Source organism: Paenibacillus sp. SZ31, from assembly GCF_012912005.1.
In the GTDB taxonomy this organism is placed as follows: Bacteria; Bacillota; Bacilli; order Paenibacillales; family Paenibacillaceae; genus Paenibacillus.
This window is the reverse complement of the sequence record NZ_JABBEA010000004.1, coordinates 181,267-196,206: the sequence shown is the minus strand read 5'-3', so window position 1 is coordinate 196,206 and position 14,940 is coordinate 181,267. Positions and strand designations below refer to the sequence as shown.

General features: G+C 46.8%; 9 protein-coding genes. 8 read left to right on the top strand and 1 reads right to left on the bottom strand.

Going from position 1 to position 14,940, the window contains the following annotated elements; genetic code table 11:
• The first annotated feature begins 584 nt into the window (after positions 1–584).
• From HF638_RS10765 to HF638_RS10730, 8 genes are all read left to right on the top strand, one after another.
• Positions 585–2,231 carry an ABC transporter substrate-binding protein gene (locus tag HF638_RS10765; RefSeq protein WP_169480413.1) on the top strand — a complete coding sequence of 549 codons (1,647 nt, stop codon included), beginning with the start codon at positions 585–587 and terminating at the stop codon, positions 2,229–2,231.
• A gap of 175 nt (positions 2,232–2,406) precedes the next feature.
• Complete coding sequence (locus HF638_RS10760; protein ID WP_017690144.1) at positions 2,407–3,411, top strand: ABC transporter permease; 1,005 nt, start codon at positions 2,407–2,409, stop codon at positions 3,409–3,411.
• 41 nt (positions 3,412–3,452) lie between these two features.
• A complete protein-coding gene (gene nikC, locus HF638_RS10755) occupies positions 3,453–4,352 on the top strand; it encodes a nickel transporter permease (protein ID WP_169480203.1) in 900 nt (299 codons plus the stop codon).
• Between the two features lie 728 nt (positions 4,353–5,080).
• On the top strand, positions 5,081–6,961 hold the full coding sequence (htpG, locus tag HF638_RS10750; RefSeq protein ID WP_169480202.1) for a molecular chaperone HtpG: 1,881 nt from the start codon (positions 5,081–5,083) through the stop codon (positions 6,959–6,961).
• A gap of 614 nt (positions 6,962–7,575) precedes the next feature.
• On the top strand, positions 7,576–8,991 hold the full coding sequence (locus tag HF638_RS10745; RefSeq protein WP_169480201.1) for a deoxyguanosinetriphosphate triphosphohydrolase family protein: 1,416 nt from the start codon (positions 7,576–7,578) through the stop codon (positions 8,989–8,991).
• 21 nt (positions 8,992–9,012) lie between these two features.
• The gene (locus tag HF638_RS10740) at positions 9,013–10,020 is read left to right on the top strand and encodes an MsnO8 family LLM class oxidoreductase (protein ID WP_481856150.1); all 1,008 of its coding nucleotides are present in this window, start codon (positions 9,013–9,015) and stop codon (positions 10,018–10,020) included.
• A gap of 253 nt (positions 10,021–10,273) precedes the next feature.
• Positions 10,274–11,986: a methyl-accepting chemotaxis protein gene (locus HF638_RS10735; RefSeq protein ID WP_169480200.1), complete on the top strand. Its 1,713-nt coding sequence runs from the start codon at positions 10,274–10,276 to the stop codon at positions 11,984–11,986.
• A 521-nt stretch (positions 11,987–12,507) separates the two neighbouring features.
• A complete protein-coding gene (locus HF638_RS10730) occupies positions 12,508–13,485 on the top strand; it encodes a TRM11 family SAM-dependent methyltransferase (RefSeq protein ID WP_169480199.1) in 978 nt (325 codons plus the stop codon).
• A 346-nt stretch (positions 13,486–13,831) separates the two neighbouring features.
• Here the strand turns inward: HF638_RS10730 and HF638_RS10725 are convergent, their stop codons facing one another.
• Positions 13,832–14,788, bottom strand: coding sequence for a D-2-hydroxyacid dehydrogenase (locus tag HF638_RS10725; RefSeq protein ID WP_169480198.1), 957 nt, complete (start codon positions 14,786–14,788; stop codon positions 13,832–13,834).
• Positions 14,789–14,940 lie beyond the last annotated feature (152 nt).

The following is a 14,940-nucleotide window of genomic DNA, read 5'->3' as shown; positions in this document are numbered from 1 at the left end:
TTTACACAATCCTCCTCATCATGACAAAACCATAACATACGAAGTTATTGTAATGTCTCCCTGTTGTACAATCCAACATCTCAAGATGACTCGTTCATACGTTTTACACATCCAATCTGCAAGAGAAAGCCACCGTATTAAACAACTTACACGATTCATCAAACAACCTAGCCTATGTTGAGTTTCTATCATCCGTAATTTCCATCTACCAACTTAAACTTGCTCTTTCCAGTCCGTACCCATTCGCTGTTGCTTATTGACCTAAGTTCAAATAAAACGCAACACCTCCATAGATCCATCTCAGAAGATACATTGTTGAACGGTTCCTTTTTCTATAAAAGTAATCAAACAACGTCCTCAATCCATGTGCACGATCTGAAATTTACCTGTATTCCATACGTATCCCATGCTGTTTTTACATTTCATATACATGCCTTACTTTTCCCAGAACTTTAATTCAGGTATCGCAGGCATCTAAAGCCTTTTATATGATACAGAGCACCAAACCGATTGCCAACATTGGAGATCTTTCATGCCAGCATCACACACATTATGAGACAGGGAAGGGTGTTGTACGTATGCGAATGAGAAAAAAATGGATGTCCGGTGTTCTAACGATGGCCTTGAGTACCGTATTGGTGTTGTCCGGTTGTTCCAGTAATGAGAGTGGAGAGGTTACGCCTGCTCCGGCGGAAGGAACTGACCCTCCAACCGAAACAGTAGCGCAGGATACGATGATTATGGGGCGTGGTGGGGATTCCGTAGCACTCGATCCGGCGATTGTGACAGATGGGGAGTCGCTAAAGATTGGGCATCAGGTGTTTGATTCGTTGCTGGACTACAAGGAAGGCGGAACAGAGGTCGTTCCTGGACTAGCAGATAGCTGGGAGATTTCGGCAGATGGGCTTAAGTATGTGTTTAAGCTGAAGTCCGGTGTGAAATTCCATGATGGAACTGACTTCAACGCTGAGGCTGTTGTGTTCAACTTCAACCGCTGGAGCGATCCGGCGAGTGAATATAAATTTGAAGGAGATTCCTTCGATTATTACGATTCCATGTTTGGTCCAGAGGACGGACGTGTGATCAAGGAAGTGACGGCGACGGACGAGACTACGGTGGAGTTCACATTGAACCAGTCACAAGCGCCTTTCCTGCAAAATATTGCGATGACGCCATTTGGCATTGCCAGCCCAACCGCGATTCAGGAGAAAAAAGAAAACTTTAAGAGCGAGCCTGTGGGCACCGGCCCATTTGTATTCAAAGAGTGGAAGCGTAACGACTCCATTACCCTGGAGAAAAACGCGGATTATTGGAAAGAAGGACTGCCGAAGCTGAACAAAGTGATCGTACGTTCGATTCCGGATAATACGGCTCGCTTCAATGCCCTGCAAAACGGCGAAATTGATGTCATGGAAGACCTGAACCCAGACGATCTGTCCATCCTTGAAGGCAACAGCGAGTTGCAGAAGATCGAGCGTCCACCGTTCAACGTGGCGTATATCGGTTTTAACTTCAAGAAGAAACCTTTTGATAATGTCAAAGTCAGACAAGCCCTCAATCATGCGGTGAACAAGCAGGCCCTTATTGATGCGTTCTTTGCGGGACAAGCTGAGCCTGCCGTGAACCCGATGCCGCCAACGCTGTGGGGGTACAACGATACCATTGAGGATTACCCATATGATCTGGAAAAAGCAAAAGCTTTACTGGCCGAAGCTGGCTTCCCAGACGGATTGCCTGAACCGGTAACTTTCTATGCAATGCCAGTATCCCGTCCGTATATGCCAGATGGCAAGAAGGTAGCGGAAGCAATCCAGGCTGATTTTGAAAAAATTGGCGTGACCACGAACATCGAATCTCCCGAGTGGGCGACGTATCTGGATGATGCCAAAGCCGGGGAGAAAGACGATATCTACATGCTCGGCTGGACGGGTGATAACGGTGACCCGGATAACTTCCTCTACACGTTGCTGGACAAAGACGCCATTCCAGGTAACAACCGCAGCTTCTATGTCAACGAAGAGTTGCATGTGTTGCTGACGGATGCGCAGAAAGAAACAGATCAGGAGAAACGTGCCGAGCTGTACAAACAAGCGCAGGTGATTATCAAAGAAGACGCACCGTGGATTCCACTCGTGCACACCACGCCAATTCTGGCGGGTAAATCGAACCTGAAAGGTTTCGTACCATCCCCGCTAGGCAGTGAATCCTATGCCGGTGCCTACTTTGAGTAACGTAGAGGTAAGTTGAATCTGAATATGCATCTAACGCATTAACCATTCTTTCTTTTAAAGCGCTGGTGAGACGCAATGCTTGGCAGAACCCACATCCGGACGTAACTATCCAAAGCATGCGTGACTGCCAGCGCTTTTTATTTTTGCACGATATGTCGAAGGCAGGTGAACAGGATTGAATAGCTATATTGTCAAACGTGTGCTTGTGTTGCTGCCCGTGCTGCTGGGCATGACCCTGATTGTCTTTTCCATCATCCACGCGATTCCGGGTGACCCGGCCGAGACCATACTTGGGCAAAAGGCAACCGAACAATCCAAGCAGGCTCTTCGTGACCAGCTCGGTCTGGATAAACCATGGTTCCAGCAGTATTTCGCCTATTTGGGCGATTTGCTCAAAGGTGACCTCGGAACATCCATCCGAACCAAGGTGCCTATTGCCCAGGAAATTGTGCCTTATCTGACAGCAACCCTTGAATTAACGATGGCAAGTATGTTGTTTGCTGTCATTATTGGGGTGAATGCCGGGATTGTCAGTGCATGGAAGCACAACTCCTGGTTTGATTATTGCTGTATGGTCATTGCTTTGGTGGGTGTATCGATGCCGATCTTCTGGCTCGGTCTGATGGAACAATGGTTGTTTGCAAACAAGTTACAGTGGCTGCCATCTATTGGACGCATGAACGCACGCGATCCGGTGGAAGCCATTACAGGCTTGTATGTGTTGGATACGATGATTGCTGGACAATGGAATCAGTTGTGGACTGTAACGAAACATTTGATTCTGCCAAGTGTTGCACTGGGCACGATTCCGATGGCTGTTATTGCCCGGATGACTCGTTCCAGCATGCTGGAAGTGATGAGTTCCGATTACATTCGTACAGCAAAGGCGAAGGGACTGGGTCCGTTTTTTGTCGTATATGGACATGCGCTCAAAAATGCATTTATTCCCGTGCTCACCGTCATTGGTATCCAGACGGGATCGTTGCTCGGGGGTGCGGTGTTGACCGAAACGATCTTCGCCTGGCCGGGCGTGGGACGCTATATATATGAAGCGATTAGTTCGCGGGACTATCCGGTGATCCAGAGTGGCATTCTGATCGTGGCATTCTTTTTCGTGGTGATTAACCTGATTGTGGACCTGCTCTACGCCGTGTTCGATCCTCGAATTAGTTATAAATAGGGGATTTATCATTCAATCATATCCAAGAAAGGAGACGCTGCATGGCCAAATTATCGACCAATACCGGACCATCCATTGGTGCCGCGACAGCGAGCACAGCCGGTCCGTGGCGGGAAGCGTGGAGAACGTTTCGTAAAAATCGGCTTGCGCTTGCGGGCTTGATTATCATTGTGTTTTTCATCATTTTGGCCTTCCTCGCGCCATACATCGCACCTTACGATTATAAGGAACAAGTGCTGGCGGATCGGCTTCAGGCTCCTTCGGCAGAACATTGGTTTGGTACGGATGATCTGGGACGTGACGTGTTTTCCAGAGTGCTGCATGGAGCGCGTATTTCACTGTGGGTGGGCTTCTTTTCCGTCATTGGATCCATTATCGCGGGTACGTTGCTTGGTCTGATTGCCGGATTTTATGGAAAATGGGCGGACATGCTCATCTCACGTCTATTTGATATTTTGCTCGCATTTCCCGGAATTTTGCTAGCCATCGCCATTGTGGCGATATTGGGCCCGTCGTTGCAAAATGCACTGCTCGCCATCGCCATCGTGAACATCCCGACCTACGGAAGATTGGTACGTTCACGGGTACTCAGCTTGAGACAGGAGGAATTCATTACGTCGGCACGGACACTTGGAGCGGGCAACGGGCGAATCTTGTTTCGTCATATCTTGCCCAACAGCCTTACTCCGCTGATCGTGCAGGGTACACTCGGAATTGGGACGGCGATCATTGAGGCCGCTGCACTCGGATTTCTTGGTATGGGTGCGCAACCACCCGACCCGGAATGGGGCAAAATGCTGTCGGACTCTCGTCAGTTTATACAAAAAGCACCATGGACACTGATCTTCCCCGGCGTTTCCATTATGTTGACCGTGCTCGGCTTCAACCTGATGGGCGATGGACTGCGCGATACCCTTGATCCGAAAATGGCGAAAAAGTAGTAGTTTTTAAATTTGACCGTAAATGTCTTTCCCCAAGCCGGTTCGAACTTTGGTTCGAGTCGGCTTTTGTTTTACTAGCGTGATTACGTTAAAATATGGAGGTATGTTCCAAAACGAAAGGGTTATTCGATCTTTTTGTTAAAATAACCGCCTTCGTATTGACACCCAATTTTCCCATATGTTATATAAAAGGAAGGGTTTAGCACTCCGATCATTAGAGTGCTAACAAATGATGTTTTTACTACACGACTACATATGGAATGATTCTGTTTTTGACAAGTAGGTAAAGTTCACCTTGGGATATGACATGCGCGTGAAGTGGCTAGAAAAGTTTTTCTGAAATCGAAATGTGTTCAGTGAATTATTTCCATTTGAAAATGTCTCGCATCATTAAGTTGTTTGTCGGAACACCTCGGTAGTGAAGGGGACGGAATCGATTCTGAAGAAGCGGTAGCGTTCGCCTTTGTCTCTGAATTTCTACAAAAAAAAATAGTTCAAGAAATTTCATAGACAACAGCGATCAAAAGAACGATCCGTAACCGGAACGGCCATTAGAGAGCGACAATAACTGAGGTGCTGAGTTGTGAAATGGGAACCTAATAATTAGGGGAACAATCGATAGGAAGGTTTTCTAGTGACCTAACCTTTTGCATGTGAAATTCAGAGGTTTACTTTCTATTTTCAATCAAATCATTCGATATCCAAATTTGAAAGGAGTCCAACCACTCATGGCTAAAAAAGAATTCCAGGCAGAATCCAAACGTTTGCTGGATATGATGATCAACTCCATTTACACCCAAAGAGAAATCTTTTTGAGAGAATTGATCTCCAACTCCAGTGACGCCATTGATAAAATTTATTACAGAGCACTTACGGACGATACGCTCGTTTTCAACAAAGAGGACTACTTCATCAAGCTCACAATCGACAAAGAAAACCGCACACTTACACTGACAGATACCGGTATTGGTATGACGCAGGAAGAGTTGGAGAACAATCTGGGGGTTATCGCGAAGAGTGGTTCCCTGGCGTTCAAGAAGGAAAATGAAGCTAAAGACGGTCACAACATCATTGGACAATTCGGGGTAGGTTTCTACTCGGCATTCATGGTGGCGGACAAGCTGATGGTAACGAGTAAAACGCTGGGCAGCGACGAGGCTTGGAAATGGGAGTCCGAAGGCGCGGATGGTTACACGATCACACCAGCTGAGAAAGATTCCGTAGGTACGGAAATCGTCCTGACGATCAAAGAAAATACCGAAGAAGATTCGTATGACGAGTTTTTGGAAGAGTACCGCCTGAGATCCATCATCAAGAAATATTCCGACTTCATTCGCTACCCGATCAAGATGGATGTAACGGGTCAACGTCCAAAAGAGGGCACTGAGAATGAATTCGAGGAATACCAAGAAGAACAAACCGTGAACAGCATGGTGCCGATCTGGCGTAAAAATAAAAGCGAATTGACCGAAGAAGACTACACGAACTTCTATATGGAAAAACGCTACGGTTTTGACAAACCGCTCAAACACTTGCACATCAGCGCAGATGGCGCAGTGGTATATAATGCGATCCTGTTTATTCCGGAGAACACACCGTTTGACTACTACACGAAAGAGTATGAAAAAGGCTTAGAACTCTACTCCAACGGTGTATTGATCATGGATAAATGCGGAGATCTGTTGCCAGACTACTTCGGATTTGTCAAAGGTATGGTGGATTCCGAAGATCTGTCCCTGAACATCTCCCGTGAGATGTTGCAACATGACCGTCAGCTGAGCCTGATTGCGAAGAACATCAAGAACAAAATCAAGAGCCAACTGCAAAGCCTGTTGAAGGACGAGCGTGAGAACTACGAGAAGTTCTACCAAGCGTTTGGCCGTCAGTTGAAATATGGCGTATACAGCGACTATGGTGTGAACAAGGATACATTGCAGGATCTGCTGTTGTTCACGTCTTCCAAAGAGAGCAAGCTGGTGAGCCTGGACGAATACGTCTCCAGAATGCCGGAAGATCAGAAGTACATCTACTATGCATCCGGTGAGTCCATTAGCCGTATTGAGAAGCTGCCGCAGATCGAGGGTGTTCTGGAGAAAGGGTACGAAGTATTGTACTTTACCGATGACATCGACGAATTCGCAATCAAGATGATCACGAACTACAAGGAGAAAGAATTCAAATCCATCTCCAGTGGTGACCTGGGTATCGAAGATAGCGCGGATAAAGAAGAAACGGACGCTCAGGACAACGACAACAAAGAGTTGTTTGAAGCGATGCAAGCTCAATTGGCGGGTAAAGTCAAAGCCGTTAAAGCTTCCAAACGTCTCAGAAGCCACCCGGTATGCTTGTCCACCGAAGGTGAGTTGACGATTGAAATGGAGAAAATCCTGAAAGCTATGCCGAACAGTGAAAATGTACAGGCTGATAAAGTGTTGGAGATCAACGTGAATCACGATGTATTCAAATCGTTGAAAGACGCTTTCGCACAGGATCAGGAAAAACTGAACCTCTATACTAGCCTGCTGTACCATCAAGCATTGCTGATCGAGGGACTGCCAATTCAAGACCCAGTAGAGTTCACCAACGATATCTGTAAGGTTATGGTGTAACATCTTTGCACCCACCATTCCCACCCCGACAGGGCATTTCAGTCCTGTCGGTTTTTTTGTTTTTACCCACAACGGGGAGGGCGCGGGGGAGGCAGACTATCATTGAAGCAAATGATGATATTAATATAAATTGAACTTGATCTTCACTCGATTTTAGCGAGATAAATGGTGAATACCATTGTTGTATTTAAGGGACAGCAAAAGTAGTGAAGGGGACGGAATCGATTCTGAAGAAGCGAAGCGTTCGCCTGAAGGCTTTCTGTAAGAAAGCTGCATCGGAAGCATATGCTATTTCCGAATTTCTCCCTTTTTAAAGGGAATCAAAGAAATTTGGGAATAACAGCGATCATAAGAACGATCCGTAACCGGAACGGCCGCGCAAACTGTGTAAGTCACTTTTTTTCACCATTAATCACGTTAGTGTAATTTCAGTATTAATCATTATCATTTAGATGCACGGATGATAGTCTGGCAGGGTATAATAAGAGAAGATGACTGTTCATTACAAGTTGATGTAAGAAGAGATGACAATCACAGACAGGTTTTACTTTTCGAAACCACAGATGTTGTGTATAATCACTCAAAATAGAGACAGTCGGCTAGGAGTGATCCCCATGCAATGGAACGATCTGAGAGAACATAGACAATATCCCGAATTAACCAAATTGGATGGATCTCGTGCAGCGTATGAACGGGACTATTCCAGACTCATTCATTCACCGACCTTCCGTCGGTTACAGGGCAAATCGCAGGTGTTTGGCGCAGGAACGGGTGATTATTATCGTACTCGCTTGACCCATTCCCTGGAGGTGGCACAGATTGCGCGAGAAGCGGCCAGAAGTCTGATTCGTCGTTTTCCCGAGGTAGACTGGGATCAGGCGGATAGCCCCGGCCTTATTATTGATTCAGAAGTGGTGGAGTGCGCTGCAATCGCACATGACTTCGGTCATCCGCCTTTTGGACATAAAGGTGAAGAAGTATTGGATGGCATTCTCGATGACCTCATTAACACCGAGGCTAAGAAAATCATGAAGAAAAGCCGCGGCGCCAAAGTTCCCAAGGTGGAGTCTGAGGTGCGTGCCGAGCTTAAACGGAAATACGAGCATTTTGAAGGCAATGCGCACAACTTCCGCCTCATTATGCACTTGGAGAAACGTGAAGATATCGACGGGCTGAACCTGTCTGATGCAGTATTGCTGGGAATTAACAAATATCCCTACCCTGGGACGGAGAGCAAGAAAGGCATGTATCATCATGAGTGGCAATATATTCGTGAGATCCGTGATCGCTGGAACGTGCCGGCAGGCAAGAAGACGCTGGAAGCGCAGCTGATGGACCTTTGCGACGATATCGCGTACTCCTCGCATGACCTGGAGGATGGCATCAAAGCAGGCAAGATTGAGGTACATGAGCATTTCCTACAAGATCCGCATGTGAATCGACTGATTGTGGATAAGATTACGACGTTGGAGGATCTGTTCTGGAACGGATGGACCCGAGAGGCCATTGGGCAAAAGGTAGAAGAGGTACTCGCTTCGTTCCTGCGCATCTGGAATGAGAAGATGCCGTTCTGCGAGCATGATTACTCGCGTACACGCCGTGAGGTGAAAGCCTACTGGGTGAGCTTTTTTGTAGGCAGTCTGGGCGTTATTGACGACGGTGACTGGAAGAAGGTAACCTTTGTCCGTGAAGGGGCTGAAGACCTCGATATGCTGCGTACGGTGAGCGTGCTCAAGAGCTTTGCCTGGGTGACGATGATTCGTGACTTGCGTGTGCAGCGGCTACAGAAGCGCAGTGAGTGGATGATTAAGCGGTTATGGGATGCATTCCTCGATCCGGAAACGTCCAAATCGATTATTCCATCCGACTGGCTGCAGCGGTATGAGAAGGATCAAGCCAAAGCCCAGCCGATCTGGACTTGGGAACACATGGTGATCGATTATATTGCGGGAATGACGGATGCATTTGCCGAGAAAATATACAATGAACTCTACGGTCTGAAGGTGGGTTCCATCTACGATTTGGATTAGAGTTAACCAAGATAAAGGGAGATGAGACGCTTGGCTACGAGAATGAGTGAGAAGTTCAGTCTGGGCGTACTTGACCTTGTTCCAAGGTTAAATGATGCCACAGCGGAACAGGCGCTTCAGCAATCGGTGACACTTGCGGAGTGTGCTGAGGCGTGGGGATACGCCCGATACTGGACGTCAGAGCATCACGATATGGCTGAACTGGCCTCTGCTTCTCCCGAAGTACTGCTATCGCACATCGGAGCAAGGACGACAACAATCCAACTTGGCTCTGGTGCGGTCCTGTTGCCGCATTACAGCCCGCTCAAGGTGGCGGAGTCGTTCCGTCTGCTGGCTGCGCTCTATCCGGGGCGCATTGAGCTGGGGCTCGGACGTGCTCCTGGCGGTGGACCTCATGCGACGATGGCACTCAGTGGCAATTACTTGCAGCATGTGTCCAAGCTGCCCGAATCGCTTGCAGCACTCACAGAACTGCTCGAAGACCGCTACATGTACGAGGATCATCCCGTGACGGCTCGTCCGATTCCCAAGCTTCCGTTATCGCTTTGGATGTTGGGGACAAACGTGAAGAGTGCAGAGTTTGCGGCACGGTTTGGCATGGGGTATGTCTTTGGTCAATTCATGAGTGATGCCGATGGAACAGAGGCTGTAAAGCGATACCGTGAAGGGTTCATACCCAGTGCAACCATGAAGGAGCCGGAGGTTATGGTGGCCGTTAGCGTATTGTGTGCCGAGTCAGAGAAGGATGCTTTGGCTTGGAGTCGTGACATGGCGGAGAGACGCAAGGCGGATGGAAAAGAACGTTCATCCGAGCAGAGTTCAGGTGCGGTCTCGGCCAAGAACAGGAATGATGCAGCGGTTGCTGGTGATAATGAAGCGGTGCGGCACTATGCAGGTACACCTGAGCAGGTATGGGATCAATTGCAACAGGTCAGCCGTAGACTGGATACGCAGCGTTTGCTGCTGGTTACGACTGGGCCGGATTACGAGCGAAGGTTGGATTCTTATCGATTACTGGCTGAAGCATGAATTAAGAACAAACCGAAGAGCTGCAGAATGGGAATTTGCCGTATGCTGCAGCTCTTTTTTTGACTTTGTTAAAATTCAACAATCTTTTACAAAATAAAGCATCTCTCTAACAAAATAATGTTATAATACTTTACGTCTATTTTCCTATCGATATAATATAGATAAGTACTTTTGACAAGGGGTCAAAAGAAGGGAAAAACAATGACAAAACACCTGAATTCGGGATGGCCGAAGAGGTCAAGGGGGAAATCATATGTTCAGCAGATTCAAGATCAAGAGTATCGGTCTGCGTATCAGCATCGCGTTCTACTTGTTAATCCTCTGTTTAATTGTTTTAAGTGTCACGATTGTCACCCGGATGAATTCTATCGAATCCAACACCAACGAAATTACGAACAATTGGATGCCATCAATCCAGCAAATTAACCGGTTAAACTATACCACAGAGCATGTCCTGTCACTAAGTTATCGTCACTTTGACGCGGATGAATCGGACAAGGCATTCTTGTCAGAAGAGCGTACCAAGTATATTCGTGAAACGACGCAGGCGATTAAAATCTATGATCAGCAGGAGAAGTCTCCCGATGAACTCGAGCACTGGACTGCGTTCAAGAATAAATGGGAAGCATATCTCAAGATTAATACGCAATCGATCAAGCTGAGTGATGAGGGGCAGACACAGCTGGCGAAGGAAGTGTCGGAAAAAGGTGCTGATTCCTTTGACGCGATGCAAGTCGATCTGGATTATCTTGTGGAATACAATCAGGAACAGTCCAATCTTGCTGCCGCTCAAACGATCAGATCTGTGCAGGATGGCAGATTGTTCATCATTTTTGGAGTTCTCATTATGATTGTTATTACAGCGATTAGTATTCCAATTATTCGTTCACAGGTCGTAAAGCCACTGCTACGTGTCATTAGTGCGGTGAAACTGATTGCAGAAGGCCAATTGAATGTTCAGGATATACATACCAAACATGAGGATGAAGTCGGTGTTCTGGCCAAAGCGGTCAATGACATGAAAGGTAACCTGACTTCGATGGTGCTGAGCGTCAGACGAATTGCGGAAGCTGTCAATCGGCAGAGCGGTGAACTGGCAATCTCCTCGGAAGAGGTTAAGATTGGTAGTCGCCAAATTGCTGTGACGATGGAAGAGTCGGCTAAGGCCGCGGAAAGCCAAGCAGAGACAGCCGTGGAATCAGCCCGTACGGTTGAAGTTTTGAATGATCACATCCAGAAGCATACGGAACAAGGCAGTCAGTTGCGCGTCATGTCCGATCTTGTACTGGAGCAAGGTCTTAATGGTCGCAAAGCGATGGAACAGTCCGTGCAGCAGATGCAACAGATTTCTGGTTCGGTCTCGGCTTCCATGAACAAGATGGAACGTTTGAATCGTAAAAATGAAGATATTTCCAAGCTGGTTCAGGTCATTCACGACATTGCACGCCAAACCAACCTGCTGGCATTGAATGCCTCTATTGAGGCAGCACGTGCGGGAGAGAGTGGACGCGGATTCGCCGTAGTGGCATCAGAAGTGCGGAAATTATCTGAAGCTGTGCAGACTTCGGTGGAAGAGATTACGGCGATTACTGAGGATATTCAACAGGATTCACAAGGGGTAGTTGCAGAATTGCGCACGGGTGTTCAGGAGACCGAACTGGGTCAGGAACATGTACTTGCTTCAGGTCAACTGTTCCGTACAATTAATCAATCGGTGGAAGGTATGGTTGGTGTCATCAGCACCATGACGGATGGTCTCGCAGGAATGCAGGAAGCAAGCGGACGCATGAATGATTTCAGTCAGCAGATTTCCGCTGTTTCGGAACAATCGGCAGCCAGTGTGGAGGAAGTTTCGGCATCGGCAGAAGAGCAGGTTAGTTCGATGGAAACGATTAGCGGCAATATTCAAAGTCTGAAAGAATTGTCTGAAGACCTGCTTACATCCATTGAAAAATTAAAAATATAACCTTCTTCTTTTAATAGAAGAAACTGGACTCACACAGATGGCGGTTCGTAGAAATTCAGCATAATTTTGAGCTGTTGACCTATAACGTAAGTTGACAAGATCGCTTCGATTTTCATTGGTTATAATCTCAAATAAAGTAAGGTGTTCCTGAATAATGGGAATGCCTTATTTTTTTCTTTCTAATAGGTATAAGCAGGGAAATGACAGTTGTCTAGAAGCCTAACATTGTATACAATGACTACCTGAAGCTAAGTTACAGCCAATATTCGCTATGTCTTCAATAGGCTAGTATTTATATAGAAGTGCGTGTTCAAAAAGGTTGGTTTTCAGTACCGAGAAGATGGGATGAAGCTAGAAATGGAGTAGTGGAGCGTAGGAGGAGACTACGTGAGCAACGGACATTTCGGCTGAGTTCCATATTCAATGCTGATGATGCCACTAGGCATCCTTCGTAATCAAAAGCGAACTTTTTGAACAACCTCTAGAAGAAACATGAGTTTTGCAGGAAGGAGAGGATATATTTGTCTGAAGAATTACCTGTTATTCACCCTGTTTCTGGGAAATACATCTACACCTTTGCTTGCCATGAGAACGAGCGCGAATTATGCACGCTGGAGCTGGACACACTGCTCGAACCGAGTTCGGAGATTCGCTCAGACGGGGGTTCGTATGTGTGGTCCGAACGATGTATTCCACCTGGACGTAGCCCTTTTATCCACGGCAGATTGGACGTGATCGGCGAAGGGGACACTGTGACGGATCTGCTTCCTCTTACCAAAGATATTCACCTGCTGCCAGATGAGACATTTAAGGTAGTCTGTCTGAAAGAAGGCGATCATGCCCCTGATTATGAACAGTCTCGTCAACTGGAAAAAGAAGTCGGTATGTGCATTAAAGGCAAGGCACAGATGAAGCAACCTAAGGTGACTTTCGGCCTAATCCAAACAGGAGAAAAATGGATCTTGGGCCAGTGGACAGAAGCGGATCGATCTTGGCAAATTCACCGGCAGAAGCCGCAAAACTACTCGACTGGATTGGGCATCACGCTCGCCAGAGCATTGGTTAATATTGCCGTTCCGAAGGTGGAAAACCATCATTTGCTTGATCCGTGCTGTGGCATGGGGACGGTTGTAATTGAAGCTTTATCCATGGGAATTGAAGCAAAAGGTAACGATCTGAATCCTCTGGCTGTCCGAGGTGCACGTATCAACCTGCCGCATTATGGATATGATTCGGATCGAATCACACTTGGGGACATGAATGAACTGGAAGGTATGTATGATGCAGCAATTCTGGACATGCCCTATAACCTGTGTTCTGTACTTCCAGATGATGAGCAACGAGCCATGCTGGAGAGTTTGCGCAGATTGGCAAAACGGGCAGTCGTTGTTTCCACAGAGTGGGTAGAAGAGCACTTGCTGGAAGCGGGATGGACGGTAAAAGAGTATCGTACAGTACACAAAGGCGCGTTTATACGTCATATTTGGCTATGTATGTAAGCGTAAAAAAACAAAAACGCTACCTTTAAGGGAATTTAGATTTCCCAGAGGTAGCGTTTTTTATTGCGTACATATCAATTGAACTAATGATTTACACGAGAACGTAGAGGACAGAAATAACCTGAAGAAGTGGAGCTAAAAGCTTTCTGTAAGAAAGCTGCATCGGAAGCATACTCTTCGCCTTTATGCACAGATTTTCACCTTATAAAAGTGAATTAAAAAAATCTGGGAATAACAGTGATCGGAAGGTTGTTCTGTCATCGAAGTTGCAAGTATAAGTATTCTTTAGTTCCATTGATATCGTTGATCTGATTTGCACAATATTGCATGGGAACGGGTGTTTGTGTTAATATTTATGACTATAATCCACAAGGTTCACCGGCAGGGTATCGCCAGCGACGTAAGCTTCCAAATTTTTGACGAAAATATCAACTGCTCGATCCGCGTATTGCTCTGTACTTCCTGCGATATGTGGCGTAATTAACACGTTATCCATGCCCCATAGCGGGTGGTCTGCAGGAAGAGGTTCTTCTTCGAACACATCGAGTGCGGCAAAGGCAACCTGGCCGTTTTGGAGTGCATTCAGTAACGCTTCCGTTTTCACACTGGGGCCACGGCCGACATTGACGAAGCAGGCACCGGATCGGAACTGCTCAAATGCAGTTTGATCATATATATGTTTGGTTTCATCGGTTAGCGGTAAAATGTTAATTACATAATCACCCTGGCTCAAGGCTTCATGTAAACCAGTCATGTCGTACATTTGATCCACATTGGGGACATCCTTACCTGAGCGGCGAACTCCGATCGTGCGCATGCCCAGTGCTTTGAGAATGCGGGCTGTTTCGGTTCCAATCTCACCCACACCAACGATGACTGCTGTTTTGCCATGCAGTTCCGGCAGTGGTTTGGCAGGAGCTTTCCATTCGGACTGTTGTTGATGCAACATGGCTTGTCTCAGCCAGCGACTGTGGGACAACATCATGCCCAGAATGATTTCGGTGATTGGAATCGCGTGGACCCCATTTGCACTGGTGACCTGAACATTCTTTTGTTGCAAATCCGCGAAGGGGAGACTGTCCACACCTGCGGACCAGACTTGAACCCATTTTAACAGGCTTTCCTGTTTCAGAGCATGTTCAGTGACGAGTGGTGACCAGCCGAAAATAATCTCAGCTTCTTTCAACTCAGCGGGGTCCAACTCCTTGGCTTTTCCAAATTTCAGGGTGTATCCCGGTGCAGCATTCTGAATGCGTTGTTGCTGTTCTTCGGATAGAGATGGAAAACATACAATTTTACCCATAATGTGTGGTCCTCCTGAGATAAATAGTTTGATGAGTTTTGATAATTGAAGTGTATCAGATTTGATGTTGGATGTGCATTAAGGTGGGAAATGCAGGAATCTAGCCTTATTTGCAAATTCTGATCTTTGTGTCACTCTATACTTACCCAACT

What these genes read in the sequence shown, in the direction of transcription:
- HF638_RS10765 (WP_169480413.1), top strand. Translation starts at nt 585, where the DNA reads ATGAGAAAAAAATGGATGTCCGGTGTTCTAACGATGGCCTTGAGTACC.
- nikC (WP_169480203.1), top strand. Translation starts at nt 3,453, where the DNA reads ATGGCCAAATTATCGACCAATACCGGACCATCCATTGGTGCCGCGACA.
- htpG (WP_169480202.1), top strand. Translation starts at nt 5,081, where the DNA reads ATGGCTAAAAAAGAATTCCAGGCAGAATCCAAACGTTTGCTGGATATG.
- HF638_RS10745 (WP_169480201.1), top strand. Translation starts at nt 7,576, where the DNA reads ATGCAATGGAACGATCTGAGAGAACATAGACAATATCCCGAATTAACC.
- HF638_RS10740 (WP_481856150.1), top strand. Translation starts at nt 9,013, where the DNA reads ATGAGACGCTTGGCTACGAGAATGAGTGAGAAGTTCAGTCTGGGCGTA.
- HF638_RS10735 (WP_169480200.1), top strand. Translation starts at nt 10,274, where the DNA reads ATGTTCAGCAGATTCAAGATCAAGAGTATCGGTCTGCGTATCAGCATC.
- HF638_RS10725 (WP_169480198.1), bottom strand. Translation starts at nt 14,788, where the DNA reads ATGGGTAAAATTGTATGTTTTCCATCTCTATCCGAAGAACAGCAACAA.